Annotated in this window: 22 protein-coding genes; 19 read left to right on the top strand and 3 right to left on the bottom strand. The window is 71.3% G+C overall.

The genetic code is table 11. The features are described from left to right. Positions 1-33: 33 nt before the first annotated feature. From QRN23_RS11115 to hemW, 4 genes are all read left to right on the top strand, one after another. Positions 34-342, top strand: coding sequence for a DUF4190 domain-containing protein (locus QRN23_RS11115; RefSeq protein WP_285063565.1), 309 nt, complete (start codon positions 34-36; stop codon positions 340-342). 477 nt (positions 343-819) lie between these two features. Further along, on the top strand, positions 820-2,670 hold the full coding sequence (gene lepA, locus QRN23_RS11110; protein WP_056045691.1) for a translation elongation factor 4: 1,851 nt from the start codon (positions 820-822) through the stop codon (positions 2,668-2,670). Between the two features lie 5 nt (positions 2,671-2,675). After that, entirely contained in the window at positions 2,676-3,449 is a 774-nt protein-coding gene (locus QRN23_RS11105) for a DUF1990 domain-containing protein (RefSeq protein ID WP_277959831.1), read from the top strand. A gap of 2 nt (positions 3,450-3,451) precedes the next feature. Beyond that, positions 3,452-4,678, top strand: a complete 1,227-nt coding sequence (gene hemW, locus QRN23_RS11100) for a radical SAM family heme chaperone HemW (protein ID WP_277959830.1) — start codon at positions 3,452-3,454, stop codon at positions 4,676-4,678. 129 nt (positions 4,679-4,807) lie between these two features. Here the strand turns inward: hemW and QRN23_RS11095 are convergent, their stop codons facing one another. After that, the gene (locus QRN23_RS11095; protein WP_236556798.1) at positions 4,808-5,311 is read right to left on the bottom strand and encodes a DUF4870 domain-containing protein; all 504 of its coding nucleotides are present in this window, start codon (positions 5,309-5,311) and stop codon (positions 4,808-4,810) included. Between the two features lie 180 nt (positions 5,312-5,491). On the opposite strand from QRN23_RS11095, the gene hrcA reads away from it, so the two are divergent. The 13 genes from hrcA (at position 5,492) to leuA (ending at position 20,985) form a co-directional block, all read left to right on the top strand. Continuing rightward, positions 5,492-6,514, top strand: coding sequence for a heat-inducible transcriptional repressor HrcA (gene hrcA / locus QRN23_RS11090; RefSeq protein ID WP_056045687.1), 1,023 nt, complete (start codon positions 5,492-5,494; stop codon positions 6,512-6,514). A 109-nt stretch (positions 6,515-6,623) separates the two neighbouring features. Then, positions 6,624-7,739 carry a molecular chaperone DnaJ gene (gene dnaJ / locus QRN23_RS11085; RefSeq protein ID WP_159824840.1) on the top strand — a complete coding sequence of 372 codons (1,116 nt, stop codon included), beginning with the start codon at positions 6,624-6,626 and terminating at the stop codon, positions 7,737-7,739. A 2-nt stretch (positions 7,740-7,741) separates the two neighbouring features. Further along, complete coding sequence (locus tag QRN23_RS11080; protein ID WP_285063563.1) at positions 7,742-8,485, top strand: 16S rRNA (uracil(1498)-N(3))-methyltransferase; 744 nt, start codon at positions 7,742-7,744, stop codon at positions 8,483-8,485. Between the two features lie 50 nt (positions 8,486-8,535). Continuing rightward, positions 8,536-8,913, top strand: coding sequence for a histidine triad nucleotide-binding protein (locus QRN23_RS11075; RefSeq protein ID WP_056047543.1), 378 nt, complete (start codon positions 8,536-8,538; stop codon positions 8,911-8,913). A gap of 82 nt (positions 8,914-8,995) precedes the next feature. Beyond that, the gene (locus QRN23_RS11070; RefSeq protein WP_285063587.1) at positions 8,996-9,988 is read left to right on the top strand and encodes a PhoH family protein; all 993 of its coding nucleotides are present in this window, start codon (positions 8,996-8,998) and stop codon (positions 9,986-9,988) included. Further along, positions 9,985-10,446 (top strand): rRNA maturation RNase YbeY, encoded by a 462-nt coding sequence (gene ybeY, locus QRN23_RS11065; protein ID WP_056045671.1) that lies wholly within the window; start codon positions 9,985-9,987, stop codon positions 10,444-10,446. The genes QRN23_RS11070 and ybeY overlap by 4 nt, the downstream gene beginning before the upstream one ends. A 7-nt stretch (positions 10,447-10,453) precedes the next feature. Then, positions 10,454-11,752, top strand: a complete 1,299-nt coding sequence (locus QRN23_RS11060; RefSeq protein WP_052505052.1) for a hemolysin family protein — start codon at positions 10,454-10,456, stop codon at positions 11,750-11,752. A gap of 61 nt (positions 11,753-11,813) precedes the next feature. Beyond that, positions 11,814-12,752: a GTPase Era gene (gene era / locus QRN23_RS11055; protein ID WP_056045670.1), complete on the top strand. Its 939-nt coding sequence runs from the start codon at positions 11,814-11,816 to the stop codon at positions 12,750-12,752. Between the two features lie 136 nt (positions 12,753-12,888). Next, positions 12,889-14,151 (top strand): sensor histidine kinase, encoded by a 1,263-nt coding sequence (locus QRN23_RS11050; protein WP_123570181.1) that lies wholly within the window; start codon positions 12,889-12,891, stop codon positions 14,149-14,151. Further along, entirely contained in the window at positions 14,148-14,840 is a 693-nt protein-coding gene (locus tag QRN23_RS11045) for a response regulator (protein ID WP_431521894.1), read from the top strand. Before QRN23_RS11050 ends, QRN23_RS11045 begins: the two co-directional genes overlap by 4 nt. A 194-nt stretch (positions 14,841-15,034) precedes the next feature. Then, positions 15,035-16,366, top strand: coding sequence for an alpha/beta hydrolase (locus QRN23_RS11040; protein WP_285063561.1), 1,332 nt, complete (start codon positions 15,035-15,037; stop codon positions 16,364-16,366). Next, a complete protein-coding gene (locus tag QRN23_RS11035) occupies positions 16,363-19,017 on the top strand; it encodes a bifunctional lysylphosphatidylglycerol flippase/synthetase MprF (RefSeq protein WP_285063560.1) in 2,655 nt (884 codons plus the stop codon). Before QRN23_RS11040 ends, QRN23_RS11035 begins: the two co-directional genes overlap by 4 nt. A 207-nt stretch (positions 19,018-19,224) precedes the next feature. Further along, positions 19,225-20,985: a 2-isopropylmalate synthase gene (gene leuA / locus QRN23_RS11030; RefSeq protein ID WP_200412855.1), complete on the top strand. Its 1,761-nt coding sequence runs from the start codon at positions 19,225-19,227 to the stop codon at positions 20,983-20,985. 672 nt (positions 20,986-21,657) lie between these two features. On the opposite strand, the gene QRN23_RS11025 is transcribed toward leuA, so the two are convergent. Continuing rightward, the gene (locus QRN23_RS11025) at positions 21,658-22,320 is read right to left on the bottom strand and encodes a trimeric intracellular cation channel family protein (RefSeq protein ID WP_056045653.1); all 663 of its coding nucleotides are present in this window, start codon (positions 22,318-22,320) and stop codon (positions 21,658-21,660) included. A 34-nt stretch (positions 22,321-22,354) separates the two neighbouring features. On the opposite strand from QRN23_RS11025, the gene recO reads away from it, so the two are divergent. Then, positions 22,355-23,098: a DNA repair protein RecO gene (gene recO / locus QRN23_RS11020; RefSeq protein WP_123570177.1), complete on the top strand. Its 744-nt coding sequence runs from the start codon at positions 22,355-22,357 to the stop codon at positions 23,096-23,098. After that, positions 23,095-23,892 carry an isoprenyl transferase gene (locus QRN23_RS11015; RefSeq protein WP_285063559.1) on the top strand — a complete coding sequence of 266 codons (798 nt, stop codon included), beginning with the start codon at positions 23,095-23,097 and terminating at the stop codon, positions 23,890-23,892. The genes recO and QRN23_RS11015 overlap by 4 nt, the downstream gene beginning before the upstream one ends. Positions 23,893-23,903: 11 nt before the next feature. Here QRN23_RS11015 and QRN23_RS11010 read toward each other — a convergent pair whose 3' ends face one another. Beyond that, a complete protein-coding gene (locus tag QRN23_RS11010; RefSeq protein ID WP_148053616.1) occupies positions 23,904-24,575 on the bottom strand; it encodes a hypothetical protein in 672 nt (223 codons plus the stop codon). Positions 24,576-24,599: the final 24 nt, after the last annotated feature.

Genomic DNA, 24,599 nt, shown 5'->3' with positions numbered 1-24,599 from the left:
GGGTCGACGCGAGGGGCTTCCTAGGCTCGGAGCATGACGAACCAACCCGCGCACACGACCTTCTCCGCCTCCAGCACCGGCGTCCGTTCGCCCCTCGCCGTCTGGAGCCTCGTCCTCGGCCTCGCCTCGATCGGCTTCGGCTTCACCTTCGTCGTCCCGATCGCCGGCCTCGTCCTCGGCGTCCTGTCCCGCCGCCGTGAGCCCGAGGGTCGCACCATGGCGCTCGTCGGCATCGTCTCGTCCGCCGTCATGCTCGTGGGCACGCTGATCGCCCTGGCGATCGGCCTCGCCGTCGTCGGGGGCGCCGGCGTCCTCGCGCTCCTTCCCGGCACCGCGGCCTGACCCTCGGCCCGGCAGTCCCGCCCGGCGGTCCCGTCCCGCGTTCCGGCTCGCGCCTCCCGCGCCCGCGCTCGTCCCGCGCTCATCCCGCGGCCCGGCTCGCGTCGCCCGCGTCGGCAACTCCTGCCTGCCGTCGCACGCCCGACGCGACGCCGGGGAGTCCGACCGCCCGAGCGGCACCGGCCAGGAGTTGCCCGCACCGCCCCTCTGGCTCGCATCCCCCTCTGACCCACCCGCCGACCGGCCCACCCGCTCGCCCGCCCCGCGGCGTCCCGCGCGCACGGCATCCGGTGCGGCCACGGTGTCGGCAAGTCCTGCCCACCGTCACGGCGCGAGCCGTCGACCGGGGGAGGCGCGGTGCCGGTCGCGACACCGGGCAGGAGTTGCCGACGTGCGGCCCCGCGCGGGCCGACGCCCGATCCGTCGCCCGGGCGTGGGAGAATCGTGCGGTACCCCCGCCCACCACCCCCAGAGGATCGTGTGAGTCCCCAAGCAACCCGCGCACTCGAGCCGGCGTCGACCGAGCCCGAGTCCCTCCGCAACTTCTGCATCATCGCGCACATCGACCACGGCAAGTCGACCCTCGCCGACCGCATGCTCGGCATCACCGGTGTGGTCGAGTCGCGTGCGATGCGTGCCCAGTACCTCGACCGCATGGACATCGAGCGCGAGCGCGGGATCACGATCAAGAGCCAGGCGGTGCGCATGCCGTGGGAGCGCAACGGCGAGACCTTCGCGCTCAACATGATCGACACCCCCGGCCACGTGGACTTCAGCTACGAGGTCTCCCGCTCGCTGGCCGCGTGCGAGGGGGCGATCCTGCTGGTCGACGCGGCGCAGGGCATCGAGGCGCAGACCCTGGCGAACCTCTACCTGGCGCTCGAGAACGACCTCGAGATCATCCCGGTGCTCAACAAGATCGACCTCCCGGCGGCCGACCCCGACAAGTACGCCGCCGAGCTGGCGGGCCTGATCGGCGGCGACCCCGCCGACGTGCTGCGGGTCAGCGGCAAGACCGGAATGGGCGTCGAAGAGCTCCTCGACCGCGTCGTCGACCGCATCCCCTCGCCCGTCGGCGTCAAGGACGCACCGCCCCGCGCGATGATCTTCGACTCGGTCTACGACAGCTACCGCGGCGTCGTGACGTACATCCGCATGATCGACGGCACCCTGCACCCTCGCGAGAAGGTGCAGATGATGTCGACGAAGTCGACCCACGACATCCTCGAGATCGGCGTCTCGTCACCCGAGCCCGTCCCGAGCCAGGGGCTGTCGGTCGGCGAGGTCGGCTACCTCATCACCGGCGTGAAGGACGTCCGCCTCTCGAAGGTGGGCGACACCGTCACGACGTCGGCCAAGCCCGCGACCGAGGCCCTGAGCGGGTACACCGAACCGCTGCCGATGGTGTTCTCGGGGCTCTACCCGATCGACGGCAGCGACTACCCCCTCCTGCGCGAGGCCCTCGACAAGCTCAAGCTGTCCGACGCCGCGCTGGTGTACGAGCCCGAGACCTCGGTGGCCCTCGGCTTCGGCTTCCGCTGTGGGTTCCTCGGCCTGCTCCACCTCGAGATCGTCACCGAACGACTCGACCGCGAGTTCGGCCTCGACCTCATCACGACGGCCCCGAGCGTCATCTACGAGGTCACCACCGAAGACAAGAAGACCGTCACGGTCACCAACCCGAGCGAGTTCCCGGGCGGCAAGATCGCGAGCGTCAGCGAGCCCATGGTCAAGGCGGGCATCCTCGCGCCCAAGGACTACGTCGGCGTGATCATGGAGCTCTGCCAGCAGCGCCGCGGCACCCTGCTGGGAATGGAGTACCTCGGCGAGGACCGGGTCGAGATCCGTTACGCGATGCCCCTCGGCGAGATCGTGTTCGACTTCTTCGACAGCCTCAAGTCGAAGACGGCGGGCTACGCCAGCCTCGACTACGAGCCCATCGGCGATCAAGAGGCCGACCTGGTCAAGGTCGACATCCTGTTGCAGGGTGAGCAGGTCGACGCCTTCAGCGCGATCGTGCACCGCGACAAGGCCTACGCCTACGGGGTGCTCATGACGGGCAGGCTGCGCGAACTCATCCCGAGGCAGCAGTTCGAGGTCCCCATCCAGGCCGCCATCGGTGCCCGGATCATCGCCCGCGAGAGCATCCGGGCCATGCGCAAGGACGTCCTGGCCAAGTGCTACGGCGGCGACATCTCGCGCAAGCGCAAACTCCTCGAGAAGCAGAAAGAGGGCAAGAAGCGCATGAAGACCATCGGTCGGGTCGACGTGCCCCAAGAGGCCTTCATCGCCGCCCTCAGCGGCGACGTCGAGAAGAAAGACAAGAAGTAGGGTCCATGCGTCGAGCCACCCACACCGAGACCCGCACGACCTACGGCGAGGTCGGGGCGACGCAGGCCCCCGACCTCATGCAGTACCCGCCGAAGGGGTTCAAGCCGGCCGAGTACCGGGCCCGCGTCGGTCACGGCGACGCCCGCTTCGCCGCGGCCTGGATCGCCACCATGACCTGGCAGATCCAGGAGCGCAGCGGCATCCGCGTCCGGGTCGACAGCGTGCCGCCGGCCGACGAGAGCGAGTACACGCCCGTCCAGTTCGACGAGCACGGGCAACCGGTCGACGCTGCCGAGTGGGCGACCGCGCGTGACGAGTCGCGCTACTCGCCCGACGGCACGCCCTTCCTCACGGCGGGCACGACGGCCACGCTCAGCATCGAGGCCTACGGGCGCAGGGTCGAGGCCCCGGTGCGCGTCGTCTACGTGATCGACGAACCGAAGCGCAAGGGTTTCGCGTACGGAACCCTCGACGGCCACCCCGAGAGCGGCGAGGAGTCCTGGATCGTCGACCAGACCGACGACGGTTCGGTGTGGCTCTCCATCCGGTCGTTCTCGAAGCCGTCGAGCGCGAAGTGGCGCCTCGTGGCACCGTTCCTGCGGCGCACCCAGGCGCAGTACACGAAGCGGTACCTGCGGGCACTGAGCCTCAACGAGAAGGGCGAGCAGACCGACGAGGTCGTCGTTGTCGAAGACACCGAGGCCGGCGTCGGCGACCCCCGCGGTGACGAGCGCCCCCCGACCGGCCCGCGCGGCGACGCCGCGGGAACCGGCGCCTGACGGTGCCCGGAGCCCTTCCCCTCGGCGATCCCGCCCCCGTCGACGGACGCCTGCCCGAGACCGTCGCCGTCGGCGCGGACGACCGCAACTTCGGGGTCTACCTGCACGTCCCGTTCTGCCGCGTGCGCTGCGGGTACTGCGACTTCAACACCTACACGGGCGACGAGCTGCGAGGCGCTCGTCGCGACGACTACGCCGGGCAGGCCGTCACCGAGATCGAGCTCGGGGGCCGGGTGCTGCGCGAGGCGGGGCTCCCGCCGCGCCGCGCCTCCTCGGTGTTCTTCGGCGGGGGCACCCCGACGATGCTGCCGTCGAGCGACCTCACGTCGATGCTCCACGCGATGGTCGACACCTGGGGTCTCGAGCCCGGCGCCGAGGTGACGACCGAGGCGAACCCCGACTCGGTCGACGCCGCGTACCTGCAGCAGCTCGCCGACGCCGGCTTCACGCGCGTCAGCTTCGGCATGCAGTCGGCCGTCCCGAGCGTTCTCGCCACCCTGGAGCGCACGCACGACCCCGAGCGCATCCCGTTCGTGGTGCGCTGGGCCCGTGACGCGGGGCTCGACGTCAGCCTCGACCTCATCTACGGCACACCCGGCGAGACCCTCGACGACTGGAGGCGTTCGCTCGACGTCGCCCTCGAGCAGGAGCCCGACCACCTCTCCGCGTACTCGCTGATCGTCGAGGACGGCACGAAGCTCGCCCGCCAGATCAAGCGGGGCGAGGTCCCGATGCCCGACGACGACACCGCGGCCGACATGTACGAGATCGCGGACGACCGGCTCGCCGACGCGGGCTACGACTGGTACGAGGTCAGCAACTGGTCGCGTGGCGTCGAGCACCGTTCCCGCCACAACCTGGCGTACTGGCAGGGCCACGACTGGTGGGGCGTCGGCCCGGGCGCGCACAGTCACGTCGGTGGCGTCCGCTGGTGGAACGTCAAGCACCCCGCCGCCTACCAGCAGCGCATGGCCGCGGGCGAGTCGCCGGCTGCCGGGCGCGAGACCCTCGACGACGAGACCCGTCGGGTCGAGCGCGTCCTGCTCGGGGTGCGCATCCGCGAGGGGCTGTCCACCTCCGAGCTCGACGACGACGGACGCCGGGCCGTCGGTGGCCTCATCGCCGACGGCTGGGTCGAGGGGCGTCCGGCCCTGCAGGGTCGTGTCGTGCTCACGCGCGAGGGGCGGCTCATGGCCGACGCCGTCGTGCGGCGTCTGCTGCCCGACTGAGCGTCCCGATCGTCCTGATCGCCGCCGCGCCCCGCGGTGGCGACCAGGAGGCGCGGGCCCGGAACGCAGGAGGCGCGGCTCCCGGGGGAGTCGCGCCTCGCGTGGTGCCCGTCCGGGCCGGTCGACCGTCTACTTGACGAACTCGATGGTCAGCGGGTACTTGTACCACTCGCCCTTGTTGGCCGCGACGGCGGCGATGATCGAGAAGATGATCACGAGGATGCCGGCGACGAGGGCGAGCACCCCTCCGATGACGATGATCGACAGGATCGCCGAGATCACGTAGACGATGGCCACCGTGATCTGGAAGTTCAGCGCGGTCCTGGTGTGCTCCCGGATGAACGGGCCGCGGTCCTTCAACACGAGGTAACCGACGAGGGCGGGGACGAACGCGAAGAGGATCCCGCCGAGGTGGATGAGCGTCGACCAGAGCTTCTCGTCCTCGGGGCGCATCGGCTGGACGGGCTGCGGCTGGTAGCCGGGCTGCTGGCCGAAGCCGGGGCCGGACTGCTGGCCCTGGCCGGGCTGACCCTGGCCGGGCAGACCCTGCCCGTACGGCTGGCCGGGCTGACCGTTCTGGCCGGGCTGGCCGTTCTGCGGGCCGTTCGGCTGGGCGGGAGGGTTCTCGGTCATGGCTGCACCTGTTCGTGAGTGTCCTGCGGATGTCCCCGCCACCCTAGGGCAGCCGGGTGCGGCCCGAGTAGGCCTCGCGACGGAGGTGTCGTACGATTGGCAGTCCGGCACGTCGAGTGCCAGGCCCGGTCGCCCGGCGTGCGGACGACCCGGGGGACGTCGAGCGAAGAGAGGTGCGTCATGGTCTCCGAACGCGGTCTCGAAGTGCTTCGCGTCATCGTGCACGACTACGTCGCGTCCCGCGAGCCGGTCGGGTCGAAGTCCATCGTCGAGCGACACCAGTTCGGCGTCTCGGCGGCGACCATCCGCAACGACATGGCGCTGCTCGAAGAAGAAGAGCTCATCGCGGCACCGCACACCTCGTCGGGACGCGTGCCGACCGACAAGGGCTACCGGCTCTTCGTCAACCAGCTCGCCGACCTGCGCCCGCTCAGCGCGGCCCAGCGGCAGGCCATCGAGACGTTCCTGGGCGACTCCACCGACCTCGACGAGGTGCTCGGTCGGACGGTCCGGCTCCTGTCGCAACTCACCAACCAGGTGGCCCTGGTGCAGTACCCCACCTTCTCCCGGGCCCGCGTGCGTCACGTCGAGCTGGTCAGCCTGGGCGACGGTCGCGTCATGACGGTGCTGATCACCGACAGCGGCCAGGTCGAGCAGCGGGTCGTCGACATCCGCACCGCCGTCGACGAGTCCTTCCTGTCCGAGTTGCGGGCCGCCATCAACGCCGCGGTCGGCGGTCGGCCCCTGGGTGAGGCCTCCACCGCCCTCACCGACCTGCCGGCGCGGTTCCGTCCCGACCTCGCGGCGGTCGTCGGCGTGGTCGTCGCGAGTCTCACCGAGCAGATCGCCGCCGGACGTCAGGACCGCCTCGTCATGGCCGGTGCGGCGAACCTGGTGCGCACGGGCGACGACTTCAGCGGCGACCTCTTCCCCGTGCTCGAGGCGATCGAAGAGCAGGTGGCCCTCCTGCGGCTCTTCGGCGAGATGCAACTCGACGCCGTCGACGTGGCCGCGAGCATCGGCCGCGAGAACGCGTCGTTCGGGTTGTCCCAGGCGTCCGTGCTGGCCAGCGGGTACTCCACGCAGGGCAGCGAGATCGCGAGGCTCGGCGTGCTCGGGCCCATGCGCATGGACTACTCGACCAACATGGCGGCGGTCCGTGCCGTGGCGCGGTACCTGTCGTCGCTGCTCACCGAGCGGTAGCCGACCACCACGGCCCCGGCCGTCCCACGACCCCCATCCCCGTCCCGGTCCGCCGGGCCCGGCCCCGCCGGGAAGACCACCACACCACACCAGAGGCAGACGAGAACCAGTGGCAGATCATTACGACGTCCTCGGAGTCGACCGTCAGGCGACCCCGGAAGAGATCAAGAAGGCGTACCGCAAGCTCGCCCGCGAGCTTCACCCCGACGTCAATCCCAGCCCCGACGCGTCCGAACGGTTCAAGGACGTCACGCACGCCTACGACGTGCTCAGCGACCCGCAGCAGCGCGAACGCTACGACCTCGGCCCCCAGCCCGGCTTCGGTGGCGGCGGCGGAGGCGGGGCCGCCGGCTTCGGCGACATCTTCGACGCGTTCTTCGGCGGCGGTGGCCAGGGCCAGCGTCAGGGTCCGCGGTCCCGGCGGGAACGCGGGCAGGACGCGCTCCTGCGCCTCGAGGTCGACCTCGAGGACATCGTCTTCGGCACGCAGCGCGACATCGAGGTCGACACGGCCGTCCTCTGCGACACGTGCAGCGGCTCGTGCTGCGCACCCGGCACCTCGCCCCAGACCTGCGACATCTGCGGGGGCTCCGGTCAGATCCAGCGCACCGTGCGCTCGCTGCTCGGCAACGTCATGACGTCGAGCCCGTGCGGGACCTGCCGTGGCTACGGCACCGTCATCCCCAACCCCTGCCCGACGTGCCAGGGCCAGGGGCGCGTCCGGGCCCGACGTTCGATCCCCATCGACATCCCCGCGGGCGTCGACACCGGACTCCGGCTCCAGCTGCCCGGTCAGGGCGAGGTCGGCCAGGCCGGTGGCCCGAACGGCGACCTGTACCTCGAGGTCAAGGTGCGACACCACGACACCTACAGCCGCAACGGCGACGACCTGCTGGCCACGCTCGAGGTGCAGATGGCCGACGCCATCCTCGGCACGTCGACGACGCTCACCGGGCTCGACGGCGAGATCGAGGTCGAGATCAAGCCCGGCACCCAGAGTGCCGACATCCTCACCGTGAAGGACCGCGGCATCACCAGACTGCGCGGGACGGGTCGCGGCGACCTCAAGATCGGCGTCCAGGTGGTCACCCCGACCAAGCTCAGCCACAAGGAGCGCGAGCTGATCGAGAAGTTCGCCTCGGGTCGCCGCTCCCCGGCGCCCGAGCTGTCGCACTTCCAGCAGGGTCTCTTCGGCAAGTTGCGCGACCGCTTCCTGAACTTCTGATCGTGGCGCACTTCTACCTGGTCGACGACCTGGCCGCCGCCGAGGTCGGCTCGAGCGTCGAGCTGACCGGTTCCGAGGCCCGACACGCGGTCACGGTCAGCCGGGTGCGGGTGGGCGAGCCGCTGACCCTCGGCAACGGACGGGGGCTGGTGGTCCAGGGCGAGGTGTCCGAGGCGGCCCCCGAGCGGCTGGTGCTGCTCGCGACCCGGGTCGTCCGGCACGAACCGCCGACGACGCGACTGGTCCTCGCCCAGGCGCTGGCCAAGGGCGACCGCGACGAACTCGCCGTGCAGGCCGCGACCGAGCTCGGCGTCGACGAGATCGTCCCGTGGGCCGCGGCGCGCAGCATCTCCCGCTGGGAGGGCCCCAAGGTCGCCAAGGGCCTCACCCGCTGGTCGTCGATCGTGCGCGAGGCGACCAAGCAGTCGATCCGTCCCTGGTCGCCCGAGGTCTCGGGGCTCGCGACGACGCGGCAGCTGGCCGAGCGCGCCTCCCGCGATCTCGTCCTCGTGCTCGAGCCGTCGGCCGAGCAGGCGCTCACGGCGGTCGACCTGATCGCAGGAGGCGCGGTGCCCGGCCGCGTCGTCGTGGTCGTCGGTCCCGAGGGCGGGGTGTCGCCCGCCGAGCTGCACCAGCTCGCCGAGGCGGGTGCCCGCGCCGTGCGCCTCGGGGACGCCGTCCTGCGGACCTCCACGGCCGGTCCCGCCGCGCTGTCCGTGCTGAGCGCGCGACTCGGTCGCTGGTGACCTCGACGCCCCCCGGGGCCGTGTCGGCGGTCGTCGCTACGATGGGCAGCATGTCCGAGACCTCCGACGAGCCCACCGTCTTCAGCCGCATCGTCGCGCGCGAGATCCCCGCCGACATCGTCTTCGAGAGCGACGCGGTCATCGCCTTCCGCGACATCGCGCCCCGGGCACCCGTCCACCTGCTCGTGGTGCCCAAGACCCAGGCGTACCGCGACGTCGTCGAACTCGCCGCGGGCGACCCGGCGTTGCTCGCCGAACTGGTGGCGACCGCCTCCCGGCTCGCGGCCGACCCGGCAGCGTTCGGGGAACACTCCGGGTCCGAGTTCCGTTTGATCTTCAACACCGGCGCATCCGCCGGGCAGACCGTGTTCCACGTGCACGCCCATGTGCTCGGTGGACCCCTGGAGGAAGGCACCCTTGCCCACTAGCGACACGAACGCCACCGGCCCCTCGACACCGACGACGGGTGACGACGTCCGTCGTGTCGACGTGACCGTCGACGGCGTCGCCATGGTCCAGCTCCTGGGCCCGCAAGACCGCCTGCTGCGTGCGGTCGAGAAGCAGTACCCCGACGTGCGCGTGCTCGTCCGCGGCAACGAGGTCACCCTCGAGGGGCCCTCGTCGGCCGTCGGCAGGGCCGAGGGCCTCGTCGACGAGCTCGTCTCGATGGTCCGCGGCGGTCACGACCTCGGCCCGGCCGAGGTCGCGACGTCGGCCCGTCTGCTCGCCTCGGGGCAGGGCAGCCCGTCCGAGGTCTTCGGGCAGCCGATCGTCACCAGCCGCGGCAAGGGGGTCCGGGCGAAGACTCGGGGCCAGAAGGACTACGTCGACGCGATCGACCAGCACACCATCACCTTCGGCATCGGCCCGGCCGGCACCGGCAAGACCTACTTGGCGATGGCCAAGGCCGTCCAGGCGTTGCAGCGCCGCGAGGTCCAGCGCATCATCCTGACGCGCCCCGCGGTCGAGGCCGGCGAGCGGTTGGGCTTCCTGCCCGGCACGCTGACCGACAAGATCGATCCGTACCTCCGGCCGCTCTACGACGCTCTGAACGAGATGATGGACCCCGAGATCGTGCCCAAGCTGCTCGCGGCCGGCACCGTCGAGGTCGCCCCTCTCGCGTACATGCGCGGTCGCACCCTCAACGACGCGTTCGTCGTGCTCGACGAGGCGCAGAACACCACGCCCGAGCAGATGAAGATGTTCCTCACCCGTCTCGGATTCGGCTCGCGCATGGTCGTGACGGGCGACGTCACCCAGGTCGACCTGCCCACCGGTGCCAGCGGCCTCCAGCTCGTCACGACGGTGCTCGACGACATCGACGACATCCACTTCGCCCGTCTCACCAGCGACGACGTGGTGCGGCACACGCTCGTGGGCCGCATCGTCGACGCGTACACGACCTACGACGCCGAGCGTCAGGCCCAGCAGCACCGCCGTCTCGAGGCGGCGGACCAGCAGGCCGACGCTCGCGACCGCCTGCCGAAGAAGGGAACCCGGTGAGCATCGAGGTCGCCAACGAATCCGCCGTCGAGGTCGACGAGGCCACGATCCAACGTCTGGCCACCTTCGCGCTCGACCAGATGCACGTGCACCCCGAGGCCGAACTCGCGATCGTGTTCGTCGACGAGGCGGCGATGGAGCAGCTCCACGTCCAGTGGATGGACGAACCCGGTCCGACCGACGTGCTGAGCTTCCCGATGGACGAACTGCGCCCCGGCACCGAAGACGAACCCACGCCGGCCGGCCTGCTCGGCGACATCGTCGTGTGTCCGCAGGTGGCCGTGGCCCAGGCCGCCACGGCGGGGCACAGCCCGCTCGACGAGATGCTGCTCCTCACCTGCCACGGCATCCTGCACCTCCTGGGGTTCGACCACGCCGAACCCGACGACGAGCGTGAGATGTTCGGTCTGCAGCGCGAGATCCTCGCGGCCTTCGCCGCGTCCGACACGAGTCGGTGACGCCGTGATGGTCACGGTCTTCGTCGTCGTGGCGGTCTTCCTGGTGGTCTTCGGCGGCCTCCTGGCCGCCGCCGACTCCGCACTAGGCGTCCTCAGCCGCCAGGACCTCCTCGACGAGGCGGACGACGATCCGCGTCACGCGACGGCGTTGACCGCCATCGCCGCCGACGTCGGGGCGCACGTCAACGCCGTCAACTTCGTGCGCATCCTCGCCGAGACGTCGGCGGCCGTCCTCGTGTCGCTGTCGTTCGCCTTCTCGGTCGAGCCGTGGTGGCTGGCCCTGCTGCTCTCGGCTCTCATCATGACGGTCGTGTCGTTCGTCCTCGTGGGCTCCAGCCCGCGCAGCGTCGGTCGGGCCCACGCCCGCGGCCTCGTGCGTCTGACCTCGGGTCTCGTGCGGTTCGTCCGGGTCGTGCTCGGGCCCCTGGCCGACGCCCTGGTGGCGGTCGGCAACCGGGTGACCCCCGGACGTCCGCGCAGCGCGTCGTTCTCCTCCGAAGAGCAGTTGCTCAGCATGGTCGACGAAGCCACCGAGCTCGACGTCCTCGAAGAGGACGACCGCGAGCTCATCCACTCGATCTTCGAGTTCAGCGACACGGTGGTCCGCGAGGTGATGGTGCCCCGCACCGACATGGTCACCCTCGACGCCACGGCGTCGGTCGGTTCGGCGATGAGCCTCTTCCTCGGTCGGGGCGTGTCCCGGGTCCCGGTCGTCGGTCGCGACTCCGACGACGTCGTCGGGATCGTCTACCTGCGCGACCTCGCCCGGCGGTTGCACGAGCACAGCGGCGACGACTCGGCCCCGGTGACGACGCTCGCCCGCCCGGCCGTCTTCGTGCCCGAGTCCAAGAAGGCCGACGACGCCCTCCGGCAGATGCAGCTCGACAAGAACCATCTCGCGATGGTCGTGGACGAGTACGGCGGCATCGCCGGCCTGGTCACGCTCGAGGACCTCATCGAAGAACTCGTCGGCGACATCAGCGACGAGTACGACCGCGAGGTCGCCCCGCAACGCGAGGTCTCCGCGGGGGTCTTCCGGGTGAGTGCCCGTCTCCCCGTCGACGAGCTCGGCGATCTCTTCGGCCTCGAACTCGACGACGACGACGTGGACTCGGTGGGAGGGCTGCTCACCAAGGTCCTGGGACGCCTGCCCGAGCAGGGCTCGGTCGTCCGCGTGTCGGGCCTCGTCCTCACGGCCGACCGCACCGAGGGGCGTCGGCACGACCTGCAGACCGTGCTCGTCGAGCGCGATCCCGACCTCGCGGACGCCCAGGCCGCGTTCGCCGACGCCGCTCGCGACGACTGAGCGTCCGGTCGTCGCGACCCTCCACCTCCCACCAGTTCCCGCACGTTCACGAAAGGCCCCCATGTCGACCACCGGAGACGACCTCACCCCCTCGGCCGCGCCTCCTCGGGGGTCGACCTACCGCGCGGGGTTCGTCTCGTTCGTCGGGCGGCCCAACGTCGGCAAGTCGACGCTGACCAACGCCCTCGTGGGGCAGAAGGTGGCCATCACCTCGTCGAAGCCGCAGACGACTCGACGAGCGATCCGCGGCATCGTGCACCAGGCGACCGGCCAGCTCGTCCTGGTCGACACCCCGGGCATGCACCGTCCGCGCACGCTGCTCGGCGAGAGGCTCAACGACATCGTCCAGACCACCCTCGGCGACGTCGACGTGATCGGGTTCTGCGTGCCGGCCGACGAGAAGCTCGGGCCGGGGGACCGGTTCATCAACGAGCAGCTCGACCAGTACCCGCGGGCCAAGAAGGTCGCGATCGTCACCAAGACCGACGCCACGTCGCGGCCGGCCGTCGCCGAGCAGTTGCTCGCGGTCAGCCGTCTGCGCGACTGGGAGGCCATCATCCCGCTGTCCGCGGTCAGCGACGTGCAGCTCGACGTCCTCACGGCCGAGCTGATCAAGCTCATGCCGCTGTCCCAGCCCCTCTACCCGTCCGATGCGGTCACCGAAGAAGGCCTGACCGACCGGGTGGCCGAGTACGTCCGCGAGGCCGCGCTCGAGGGCGTGCAGGACGAGCTGCCGCACTCGCTCGCGGTGACCATCGACGACATGGTCGAGCGTGACGACAAGGACCTCCTCGAGATCTACGCCAACCTCTTCGTCGAGCGGGACAGCCAGAAGGCCATCGTCATCGGCAAGGGCGGTCAGCGCCTGCGCGAGGTGGGCGAGCGTGCCCGCGCGCAGATCGAGCCGCTCGTCGGCAAGCAGGTGTTCCTCTCGATCCGGGTGAAGGTCGCCAAGGACTGGCAACGCGACCCGAAGCAGCTCGGTCGACTGGGGTTCTGACGCCCCCTCCCGGTCGTCCGGGCCCGTCCCGGGCAGGAGGGTCGTCCTCGTCCCTGCGGATGATCGTGGTGGTCCCGAGGTCGTTCGCGCACGGCGGCCGCCCCGGACCGGCCGCCGTAGGTCGTACGGTGGTCGGGTGATCTTCCGACGCCTCGCGCCCTACCAGGTCGCCGTCGACCTGTCGGCGGCGTTCCTGCTCGGCGTGGTCGGCCTGGTGTTGTCCGACGGCGTCGTGACGACTCCGTTCGTCGTGCTGGGCATGACGGTCACGTTCGCCCTGCGCCGCCTGTCGCCGGGGCTCGCCCTGACCCTCGCCTGGCTGGTCGCCGCGTCCCAGATGATCACGGGCAGCACGCCCGGTGTCACGAACCTCGCGATCTGCGCGGTGCTGTACTCCACGGCGGCGTACGGGACGAACCGGGTGAAGTGGTCGGGCCTGGTCTCCGTGGGCGTGGGTGCCCTCCTGGGCACCTTCTACCTCTCGTTCGTGCAGCAGAGCCTGTTCGGCGTCGACTACGACATCTATGCGGTGACCGACGTCGTCCGCATCCTCCTGCAGCTGGGGATCAGCCTCCTCGGATTCCTCGCCCTGCTCGGTCTGCCCTGGGCCGGGGGACTGCTGGCCCGGGCGCGATGGTCCGAGCGGCTCAGCCGTGAGGCGCGGCTCATCGCCGAGCGCGAGACCGCCCGGGCCGAGAACGACGCCGCGCGGGCCGAACGCGAGGCCGCCCGGGCCGAGCGGGACATCGCCGTCGAGCAGGAACGCAACCGGATCGCCCGGGACATGCACGACGTGGTCGCCCACTCGCTGGCCGTCGTCATCGCCCAGGCCGACGGGGCCCGGTACGCCGCCCGGGTCGACCCGACCTCGGTCGACGGGGCGCTCACGACGATCGCCACGACGGCTCGGGAGGCCCTCGGCGACGTCCGGGTGCTGCTGGGTCAACTGCGGCACAGCCAGGGCGAGGCGCCCCAGCCCGCCCTCGGCGATCTCGACCGTCTGCTCGACCAGATGCGCGGGTCGGGTCTCACGGTCGACCTGCTCGTGACCGGCGAACCACAGGTCCTCGGGACCAACCGGCAGCTCGCCGTGTTCCGCATCGTGCAGGAGAGCCTGACCAACGTCCTGCGGCACGGTGCCGTCGACCAGCCCGTCGGCCTCCACTTCGACTGGCGCTACGAGGCGTTGCACCTCGTGATCTCCAACGTCGTGCGGCCGCCGACGCGTCCGCTCGACACGTCCGGCGACGAGCGACGGGGCGGCCACGGGCTCGACGGCATGCGGGAGCGCGCCACCCTGGCGGGCGGCTCGCTCACCACCCAGAACGCCGACGGACGCTTCGTCGTCCACGCCATCGTGCCGACCCTGGCACTGACCCAAGAGGTACGCATCCGATGATCGACATGCCCGGCCGTTCGACGGCACCCATCCGCGTCGCCCTGGTCGACGACCAGGCCCTGTTCCGTGCGGGCATCAAGATGCTCGTCGGCTCGCAGCCCGACCTCGAGTTCGTCGGCGAGGCCAGCAACGGCGAGGAGGGCGTGGCGATGGTCGGGCGCACCGCTCCCGACGTCGTCCTCATGGACATCCGCATGCCGGTGATGGACGGCATCGCGGCCACCACCACCGTCCTGGCGCAGGCCGAGACGGCCTCCCGCCGCCCGCCGCGCATCATCGTGCTGACGACCTTCGACCTCGACGAGGCCGCCACTCGCGCCATCCGGGGAGGCGCGAGCGGCTTCGTCCTGAAGGACGCCGACCCCGAGTTCCTGCTCGCCGCGATCCGCACCGTGCACGCGGGCAACGCCGTGATCGCGGCGTCGGCCACGCGTGAACTCTTCGAGCACTTCGACGGCCGGGCCTCACGCGCCCGGGCCGTGCCCGCGTCGTTCGGCACCCTGACCACCCGGGAACGTGACATCTTCGACCTCGCGGCGCGGGGCCTCAGCAACGCCGAGATCGCGTCGCGGGAGTTCCTCAGCGAGGCGACGGTCAAGACCCACATCAGTCGGGTCCTGTCGAAGTTGTCCCTGCGCGACCGGGTGCAACTGGTGGTCTACGCGTACGAACACGGGCTCGCCGAGTAGTTCGGCTCAAGCGCGCTGCCACGGCCGTCGCCGACGGGGCGCCCCGGTGCGACGTGTCGGTGCCGTGTGGTGGCTGATCACACCTGATGAGGCTGCTGAGACCGGGGGGCACGGCTCGTGTCGAGAGACTCCGAGGCGGCAGAGTGTCACCTGGGTGGCCATCACCCCGATCCTCCGCCGAAAGAAGCTCTCGCATGGACTGGTTGCTGTCGGTTCCGCTCTTGTCCACGACGATGCTGCTGACGGTGGACGTCGTCGCCGCCCTCGTCGCCGTCGGGCTCCTCGTCCGCCCGCGGACCCGACGCACGTGGTGGCGGTGGATCGCCCTCGCGGTCCTGCTCGGGGCCGGCCTCGGCGCCCTCGCGACCTGGTGGCTCGGCGACGTACGCGACGTGCTGGGCCTGTCACCCACCTGGGTGGATCGCCTCTGGGTCGCCGCCGTGGTCGCCGGCGTCGCTGTCGTCGTCGTCAACCTGTTCCGCACCCGGTGGTGGCGGAAGCTCGTGGCCGTCCTGGCCGTCCTGGTCTTCGCCCTGGCCGGGGGCCTCGCCCTGAACCGGGACGGCAGCGTCTACCAGAACCTGTCCCAGGCGCTCGGTCGGGACGAGGTGCCCGCCCTCCCGGCGACCGCCGCCGCGCCTCCGTCCGCGGCGCCCGGCTCGACGGAGTTCGACCCGACCCTCTGGTCGACCTGGAAGGCCCCCGCCGACCTCCCGGCCGTGGGACGGTACGGCAGCGTGGCCATCCCCGGCGCCGTCTCGCACTTCCCCGCCCGTGACGCCGTCGTCTATCTGCCCCCGGCGGCCCTCGTGGCCGACGCCCCCGCCCTTCCCGTGATGATCATGCTCTCGGGACAACCGGCCGAACCGAGTTCGGTGATCACGGCCGGCCACCTCGTCGAGACGCTGGACGCCTTCGCGGCGAAGAACCACGGGCTCGCGCCGATCGTCGTCGTGCCCGACCAGCTGAGCGCCGACGCCCACAACCCGATGTGCGTCGACGGCGCCCTGGGCAACAGCGCCACCTACATCACCACCGATGTGGTCGACTACATGACGAGTCACTTCCACGTCGCCACCGGGCCGCGGGCATGGGCGATCGGTGGGTTCTCGCAGGGGGGCACCTGCTCGATCCAGTTCGCTTCGGCGCGGCCCGACCTGTTCTCGACCTTCATCGACGTGTCGGGTGAGCTAGGCCCCTCGATCGGCGACGAGAAGACCACGATCGACCAGGGCTTCGCCGGGAACCGAGCGGCCTACGAGGCGGCCCGACCGCAGGCGATCATGGCCGCGCACGGGCCCTACGAGGACACCGCGGCGTTCTTCGCCGTCGGCGCCACGGACGGTCGGTACGGCCAGATCATGACCGCGAACTCGGCGGCCGCGGCGAAGGCCGGCATGACGGTGACGCGCTACGTGTCCCCGGGCAGCGGGCACGACTGGACGACCGCGACGAACGGCTTCGCCCACGGCATCGGACAGTTCTACCCGCGCCTCGGCCTGAGTGCGACGGTGCAGACACCGTGAGCGGCGAGCTGGCCGGAGCCGACGCCGGTGCCGGGGCCGGCGCCGGCGCCGGCGCACCGACGGTGCCGACGGCCTCCACGACGGCACCCCCCGGGCCGGCACCCCACGAGCCCGACCCCCACGAGCCGGGGCGTGCGCGCCGGTTCGTGGACGGCGTCGCGACCCGCGTGGTGGCGTTCGTCGGCGGCCGTCCCGTCAGTCTCGCCCTCGCGCTGCTGCTCGTCGTGCTCGCGCTCGCCTCGGGCAGCGTGACGCATGCGCCGAGCGAGCGGCTGCGCGACCTCGTCGGAGCAGGGCTCGACCCCTTCGAGGACCGCACCTCATGGCTGCTCGTCGTCGGCTCGGTGTTCTTCGCCGGCAGTCCCGCGCAGCTCGTCCTGGCCGTGGTCGGCGTGCTCGTCCTCGTGGGCACCGCCGAGCGTCGCATGGGCTGGTCCCGCACGGTGGCCGCCTACCTGGTGACGGCCGTCGTCGCGACCGGGGTCGGCGTGGCGGTGCAGGCCCTGGGGCAGGCGGTCGGCGAGACCTGGGCCCTCGAGGTGGCGGCCGAGTCCACCCTCCACCCGCTCACCCCCGCCCTCGGCACGATCATGACCGCCAGCGCGTTCTCCGGACCCCTCTGGCGACGGCGCATCCGGCTGGTCGGATTCTCGTGCGTGTTCGCCTTCGTGCTCTACGACGGGCACCCGGCCGGTCTCTACGCGCTGATCGGCGCCCTCGTCGGGCTCGCGTTCGGGGTGGTGCTGACCGGTCGCCCCGCCGAACGCGGCTGGTCGCGCAGTTCGCACCACGAGGTACGCCGCCTCGCGTCGACCATCGTCGCGGTGACCGCGCTGGGTCCCGTCCTGACCCTCCTCACCCGCAGCCCGATCGGGGCCCTCTCGCCCCTCGGCATGCTGTTCCGCGACGTCCTCCCCGGGCGATCGCTCTCGGCCGCGTGCGCGGCCGCGGGACAGGGCGCACCGGACCGGCACGCGCCTCCGATCGGAGCCTGCGCGCGCGCCGCGGCCCTCGCCGGCATCGACACCGTCCCGACGGTCCTGCTGAGCCTGCTGCCGCTGGCCGTGCTGCTGCTCTGCGCCTGGTACCTGCGGCGGGGACGTCGCCTCGCCCTCGACGTGGCCGTCGCGGTCAACGGGCTCCTCGCCCTCTTCGCCGGTCTGTACTACGTGGTGCTGCCCGTCACGACCGATCCGGTGGTCGACCAGCCCCGACACGTGGTCGAGAGGGTGGTGCTCGCCGGGCTGGCGGTCGCCGTGCCGGCCGCGGTGGCCCTCGGGCTGTTCCTCCTGCGCCGTCATTTCGGCGTCGGTGCCGAGGGGACGCGACGACCGCGGTTCGCGCTCGTCGTCGTGCTGTCGGGTCTGGTGCTGGCGGTGACGTTCGCCGTCGTCGGGTGGCTGGGGCGCGCCTCCTTCGTCCCGACGATCGAACCGTGGACGTTGCTGCTGGACGTGCCCGAACGCTTCGTGCCGGTCGGGTTCGTCGGGCTCACCCGCATCGGACCGGTGCCGGACGGCGGGCTCGTCCGGGCCGCCTTCGAGTGGGTGGGGCCGGTCTGGTGGCTCGTCGTCCTGGTCGGGCTCGGGGTGGGCGCGACCCGGCCGGGAGACGTCCGTCCCGACGCGGCGCGCACCCAGGTGCGCGACATCGTCCACCGCGGGACCCCCGGCACGCTGTCGCACATGGCCCTCTGGGAGGGCAACCGGTACTGGTTCACGGAGGACAGCCTCGCCGCGGTGGCCTATCGCGTCGTCGCGGGCATCGCGATCACCACGGGCGAGCCGCTCTGCGCGGCCGACCGGCTCCGCGAGGTGACCCGCGAGTTCGCCCGGTGGTGCGACGACCAGGGCCTCACCCCGGTCTTCTACAGCGTGCGCGGCGAGCTCTCGCCCCTCTACGACGAGATGGGGTGGGCGACGCTGCCCGTCGGCGAGGAGACGGTGCTGCACCCGGCCACCTTCGCGATGACGGGCAAGAAGTGGCAGGACGTCCGGTCGAGCATCAACCGTGCGACGAAGAACGGCGTCCGGGCCGAATGGACCCGGTACGCCGACCTCCGTCCCGCCGTCGCCCGCCAGATCGGCGAGATCAGCGAGCAGTGGGTCGCCGAGAAGGACCTGCCCGAGATGGGCTTCACCCTCGGTGGCGTCGACGAGTTGCGCGACCCCGACGTGGCGCTGATGCTCGCCCTCGACGAGGACGACTCGGTCCAGGCCGTGACGAGCTGGCTGCCCTCGTGGCGCGACGGGGTCGTCGTCGGCTGGACGCTCGACTTCATGCGACGTCGGCCGGACAGCATGAACGGCGTCATGGAGTTCGTCATCGCCTCGTCGGCCCTGGCGATGAAGGAGCAGGGCGTCGAGTTCCTGAGCCTGTCGGCGGCGCCGCTGGCGACCGGTGCGCCGTTCGACGGGCCGTCGACGCAGACGGAGCGCGTGCTCGCCTTCCTCGGGCGCGTGCTGGAGCCGGCCTACGGGTTCCGCACCCTCCTGGCGTTCAAGAAGAAGTTCCAGCCCGACTTCGTCCCGCTCGTCATGGCGTTCCCCGATCCGGTGCAGCTCCCGGCCATCGGCACGGCACTCGGCCGCGCCTACCTGCCCGACCTCTCGGTCGGAGCCGTCGTGCGGCTCGTCCGCACGGTGGTCTGATCGGGCGGGGGAGCCGAGGAGGCGCGGTGCCGGTCCGCGACGACCCGCGCCTCCTCGGTCGGTGCTAGCCTCGTCACGTGTTCACCGGCCTGCTCCTCCTTAGCTGCCGCGGCGAGTCCTGACCCAGGCCCCCCTCGTCGCGGAGTTCGTCGTCGGCCGACACCCCCGCGAAGAGCAGCCCCTCGAGGGCGAGAGAGACCACAGGACATGAAGAACGCACAGCAGCCGTCGGCCATGCCGATCCACAAGTACCGGCCCTTCCACGAGCAGATCGCCGTCGACCTGCCCGACCGCACCTGGCCGTCCAAGCGCATCACCGAGGCGCCCCGCTGGTGCGCCGTCGACCTGCGCGACGGCAACCAGGCGCTGATCGACCCGATGAGCCCCGAGCGCAAGCGCATCATGTTCGACCTGCTGGTCGGCATGGGCTACAAAGAGATCGAGGTCGGCTTCCCGAGTGCCTCGCAGACCGACTTCGACTTCGTCCGCAGCCTCATCGACGAGGGGGCCATCCCCGACGACGTGACGATCCAGGTGCTGACCCAGGCGCGCGAGCACCTGATCGCCCGCACCTACGAGTCGATCGCCGGTGCCAAGCAGGCCATCGTCCACCTGTACAACTCGACGAGCGTGCTGCAACGGGACGTCGTGTTCCGCACCGACCGTCAGGGCATCGTCGACATCGCGCTCGAGGGCGTCCGCCTGTGCCTCGAGGCCGAGAAGACCATCCCCGAGACGGCCGTGTTCTACGAGTACTCGCCCGAGAGCTACACCGGCACCGAGCTCGACTTCGCGCTCGACATCTGCAACCAGGTGATCGAGGCCTTCGACGCGACGCCCTCGCGACCGGTGATCGTCAACCTGCCGGCGACCGTCGAGATGGCGACCCCCAACGTCTACGCCGACTCGATCGAGTGGATGCACCGTCACCTGGCCCGTCGCGACAGCGTCATCCTGTCGCTGCACCCGCACAACGACCGGGGCACCGGCATCGCGGCCGCCGAGCTGGGCTACCTGGCCGGCGCCGACCGCATCGAGGGCTGCCTCTTCGGCAACGGCGAGCGCACGGGCAACGTCGACCTCGTCGCACTGGGCATCAACCTGTTCACCCAGGGCATCGACCCGCAGATCGACTTCAGCGACCTCGACATGGTCAAGCGCACCGCCGAGCACTGCAACCAGCTGCCCGTGCACGAGCGCAGCCCCTGGGCCGGCGACCTCGTCTACACGGCGTTCTCCGGTTCGCACCAGGACGCCATCAAGAAGGGCTTCGAGGCCATGGCCGCGACCGCGGCGTCGCGCGGGGTCGACGTCGACGCGCTCGAGTGGGCGGTGCCGTACCTGCCGGTCGACCCCAAAGACCTGGGACGCAGCTACGAGGCGGTCATCCGCGTCAACTCGCAGTCGGGCAAGGGCGGCGTGGCCTACCTGCTGAAGGCCGACCATGCCATCGACCTGCCACGCAAGCTGCAGATCGAGTTCAGCGGCGTCGTGCAGTCGCGTACCGACCAGGAGGGGGGCGAGATGACGAGCGCCCACATCTGGTCGATCTTCCAGGACGAGTACCTCCCCGCCGACGAGGCCGACGACAAGTGGGGTCGCTTCGAGCTGACCCGGACGAGCACCGCGAGCGACATGTCGGGCGAGACCGTCCTCGACGTCGACCTGCGGGTCGGCGAGACGGTCGAGTCGACGTCGGCCCGGGGCACGGGGCCCATCGCGGCGTTCATCGCCGTCCTCGCCGAGCAGGGCGTCCAAGTCAAGCTGTACGACTACGTTGAGCACACCCTCAGCGCCTCGGGCGACGCCCAGGCCGCGGCCTACGTCGAGCTCGACGTCGACGGCACCCGGCTCTGGGGCGTCGGCATCGACGCCGACATCTCGACGGCGTCGCTCAAGGCCATCGTCTCGGCGGTGAACCGCGCCATCCGCACGACGACCGACGTGCGCGAGCTCGCGTCGGTCTGACCGTCCCGTCCCGTCCCGCCCCGCCCGACCCGACCCGACCCGCCCCCAGTGCCCTCGCGGTGCCGGGGGCGTCGTCGTGCCGGCGGTGTCGCGCCTGCGGGTGTCGGCAACTCCTGCCTCGTGTAGGGCGCAGGCGCCGAAGTGCGGCGTGTCCGGGTGTGTTGGCGCAGGGGGCAGGAGTTTACGACGGGTGCGGGCAACTCCTGCCCGGTGCCGCGCGAGGGCGCGGCTGTGCGGCGTGTCCGGGTGTGCTGGCGCAAGGGGGCAGGAGTTCCCGACGGGTGCGGGTAACTCCTGCCCGGTGTCGTGCGGGGGTGCGGCTGTGCGGCGTGTCCGGGTGTGCTGGCGCAGGGGACAGGAGTTGCCGACGGTGCGGGCAACTCCTGCCTGGTGTCGCGCGCGGGTGCGGGCAACTCCTGCCCGGTGTCGCGCGGGGGTGCGGGGGTGCGGCGTGTCGGGGTGCGCTGGCGCAGGGGGCAGGAGTTGCCGAGGGGGTGCGGCCCGGGCCCGACGAAGGACGACGGGCCCGACGAGGGGCGACGGGCCCGACGAGCGACGAGGGACGAGGGGCGACGGGCCCGACGAGGGGCGACGTGCCCGGCAACCGGCCCGACGCCGAGCCCGGCGACGGGCCCGGCGTCGAGACCGGGCGTCGAGACCGGGCAGCCGGACTCAGCGCGGACGACGCCAGCGGGGCAGCCGGCTGAGGGCGCGCTGCTCGGGCAGGGTCCAGCCGAACCGTACCGCCAGCATGCGGATGACCAGGGTGATCGACGTGCCCGCGATCGCGGAGACGGCCACGGGTGCGCCGAGCGTCACGGCCACGACCAGCACGACGGTGCCGCCGGCCGCCGCCACGGCGTAGAGCGATCCCACGTGCATCATCGCGATGGTGAGGTTCATCAGCAGGTCGCGGAGCACCGAGCCGCCGACGGCCGCGATGACCCCGACGAACACGGCCGGGATCTCGGGCAGTCCGAGCGAGAGCGCCTTGGTCGACCCGATCGCGCCGAGCAGGCCGATGGTCAGCGCGTCGAGCACGGTGATGACCCCGGCCAGCCGGGTGAACACGCGCTGGAGCGCCATGCCGACGATCGCCGCGGCGACGGCGACGAGCAGGTACCAGTTGCTCGACATGGCGCGCGGCACCTCGCCGAGCAACACGTCGCGCAGCACGCCGCCGCCGAGCCCGGTGGCGATCCCGATGATGGCGATGCCGAGCAGGTCGAGACGGCGGTCCTTGTACTCCGACGCGAACATCGCCCCCTGAAGGCTGCCGATGCCGACGGCGAGGAGGTCCACCCACAGGGGTACGGCGAAGGCTGTGGCGTGCACCTGACGTTTGTACCACGCGTGCGATGCTTGGTCGGTGCCCGTCTACCGTGATGAATGCGTCGTGTTGCGCACCCACAAGCTGGGTGAGGCCGACCGCATCCTCACGATGCTCAGCCGCAACCACGGCAAGATCCGGGCCGTGGCCAAGGGCGTCCGACGCACGGCGTCGAAGTTCGGGGCGCGCCTCGAGCCGATGATGGTCGCCGACCTGCAGCTCTACGAGGGCCGCTCGCTCGACATCGTGCAGCAGGCCGAGTCGCTCGGCTCGTACGGTGCCGTGATCGCGGCCGACTACGAGAGCTACACGGCCGGCAGCGTGATGGTCGAGACGGCCGACAAGCTGACCGAGGCCGAGGCGGGTCTGCAGCAGTACCTCCTGCTCGTCGGGGCCCTCCGCTCGCTCGCGCGGCACGAGCACGCGCCCCAGCTCACGCTCGACTCGTACCTCTTGCGTGCGCTCAGCATCGCGGGCTGGTCGCCGAGCTTCGGCGACTGCGCCGTGACCGGTGCCCCCGGGCCGCACTCGGCCTTCGTCGTCCAGCTCGGTGGCGTGGTGGCCGACTCGCACGCGCCTCCCGGCGCTCCGCGCTTGACGCAGGAGGCGCTGGCCCTGTTGGGCGCGCTGCTCACGGGGGACTGGGACCACGCCGAGGACGCACCCGACGCGACCCGCAACCAGGCGAGCGGCGTCGTCGCCGCCTACACGCAGTGGCACCTCGAACGGGGACTGCGATCGCTGCAGCACGTCGACCGGGTGCCCGGAAGAGAGAGACCGTGAAGAAGACCCACCGCGACGCCGCCGACTTCCGCCCCCTCGACTGGACGGGCGTCCACCCGCCCGAGATGCCGCGGGGCGCCGTGCCCGAGCACGTCGCGATCGTGATGGACGGCAACGGCCGTTGGGCGAACGGGCGCGGGCTCACCCGTGTCGAGGGCCACAAGGCCGGCGAGATGTCGCTGCTCGACGTGGTCGCCGGGGCGATCCAGATCGGCGTGAAGCACCTCAGCGTGTACGCGTTCTCGACCGAGAACTGGAAGCGCTCGCCCGACGAGGTGCGCTTCCTGATGGGCTTCAACCGTGACGTGCTGCACCGACGTCGCGACCAGCTGAACGCTTGGGGCGTGCGGGTCCGCTGGGCCGGGCGGAAGCCGCGGCTGTGGGGGTCGGTGATCAGGGAACTGCAGTTCGCCGAAGAGCTGACCAAGGGCAACGAAGTCCTGACGTTGACGATGTGTGTCAACTACGGCGGGCGGACCGAGATCGCCGACGCGGTGCGCTCGATCGCCGACGACGTCGCCGCCGGTCGGCTCAAGCCCTCGGCCGTCGGCGAGAAGCTGATCCAGAAGCGGCTGTACGCTCCCGAACTGCCCGACGTCGACCTCTTCGTGCGCAGCTCGGGCGAGCAGCGCACGAGCAACTTCATGCTCTGGCAGTCCGCCTACGCCGAGATGGTGTTCCTCGACCGGCTGTGGCCGGACTTCACCCGGACCGACCTCTGGCAGGCCGTCGAGACCTACGCCTCGCGCACCCGTCGTTTCGGGGGAGCGGTGGACGCCCCCGGCCCGGCCTGACCGGACGCCCGTCAGAACTGGATGTTCGCGCCCAGGAAGATCCGCTCGGCCGGCCAGAGGAACTGCAGGGTCAGCGGTCCGTCGCTCGCCCGGTGGAACCAGGCGTTGGCGAAGACGGTCGACTCGCCCGGCAGCAGGTACCAGTTCGCGCTGTCCGCCGGGAACTTCGACTCGAGCGAGGTCTCGTAGCCCAGCTGGGTCAACAGATCCTGCCCGGCGAAGACGTCCTGTGTGGCGAGGTCGTTGCCGTACGACGAGTAGTCGGCGCTCAGGTCGGTCAGGTCGAGCCGACGCTGCGAGTTGTTCGTCAGCACGTAGGCCGTGACCTCGACGTCGGTGCCCGCGGGGTAGGGGTCGGTGCCGTCGGGGCGGGCGTAGATCGAGGGCGCCGAGGTCGTCAGCTCGCCGACGCCGTAGACGTAGATGGTGAGGTCCTTGTAGTTGACCTGGCCGAGCAGCGTGCCCCCGGGGGCGAGGGCGTCGGGCTGCGACCCCGTGCCGCCGCCGGTGCCGGGAGCCCCGGTGACCTGGGGCTGCGGCGCGCCGGTGGCTCCCGGGCCGGGGGTCGACGCCGATCCGCCCGCACCGGCCGGGGTGAGGTCGTCGAGGCTCGGGAAGCAGCCGGTCAGCCCGACGAGGGCCAGCACCGAGACGGCGATGCCGACGGTCAGTCTTGTGCGCACGACCTGCACCTCTCCTGGTTCGTC

The sequence above is a fragment of the Frigoribacterium sp. ME-P-080 genome, assembly GCF_030209595.1.
In the GTDB taxonomy this organism is placed as follows: Bacteria; Actinomycetota; Actinomycetes; order Actinomycetales; family Microbacteriaceae; genus Frigoribacterium.
The sequence above is the reverse complement of the archived record's forward strand: the minus strand, read 5'-3'. Positions and strand labels throughout refer to the sequence as shown.

Excerpts from the sequence above, each read along its gene's own strand:
- QRN23_RS11115 (WP_285063565.1), top strand. The coding sequence starts at position 34 with ATGACGAACCAACCCGCGCACACGACCTTCTCCGCCTCCAGCACCGGC.
- QRN23_RS11105 (WP_277959831.1), top strand. The coding sequence starts at position 2,676 with ATGCGTCGAGCCACCCACACCGAGACCCGCACGACCTACGGCGAGGTC.
- QRN23_RS11095 (WP_236556798.1), bottom strand. The coding sequence starts at position 5,311 with ATGACCGAGAACCCTCCCGCCCAGCCGAACGGCCCGCAGAACGGCCAG.
- hrcA (WP_056045687.1), top strand. The coding sequence starts at position 5,492 with ATGGTCTCCGAACGCGGTCTCGAAGTGCTTCGCGTCATCGTGCACGAC.
- QRN23_RS11075 (WP_056047543.1), top strand. The coding sequence starts at position 8,536 with ATGTCCGAGACCTCCGACGAGCCCACCGTCTTCAGCCGCATCGTCGCG.
- QRN23_RS11070 (WP_285063587.1), top strand. The coding sequence starts at position 8,996 with ATGGTCCAGCTCCTGGGCCCGCAAGACCGCCTGCTGCGTGCGGTCGAG.
- QRN23_RS11060 (WP_052505052.1), top strand. The coding sequence starts at position 10,454 with ATGGTCACGGTCTTCGTCGTCGTGGCGGTCTTCCTGGTGGTCTTCGGC.
- era (WP_056045670.1), top strand. The coding sequence starts at position 11,814 with ATGTCGACCACCGGAGACGACCTCACCCCCTCGGCCGCGCCTCCTCGG.
- QRN23_RS11045 (WP_431521894.1), top strand. The coding sequence starts at position 14,148 with ATGATCGACATGCCCGGCCGTTCGACGGCACCCATCCGCGTCGCCCTG.
- QRN23_RS11040 (WP_285063561.1), top strand. The coding sequence starts at position 15,035 with ATGGACTGGTTGCTGTCGGTTCCGCTCTTGTCCACGACGATGCTGCTG.
- leuA (WP_200412855.1), top strand. The coding sequence starts at position 19,225 with ATGAAGAACGCACAGCAGCCGTCGGCCATGCCGATCCACAAGTACCGG.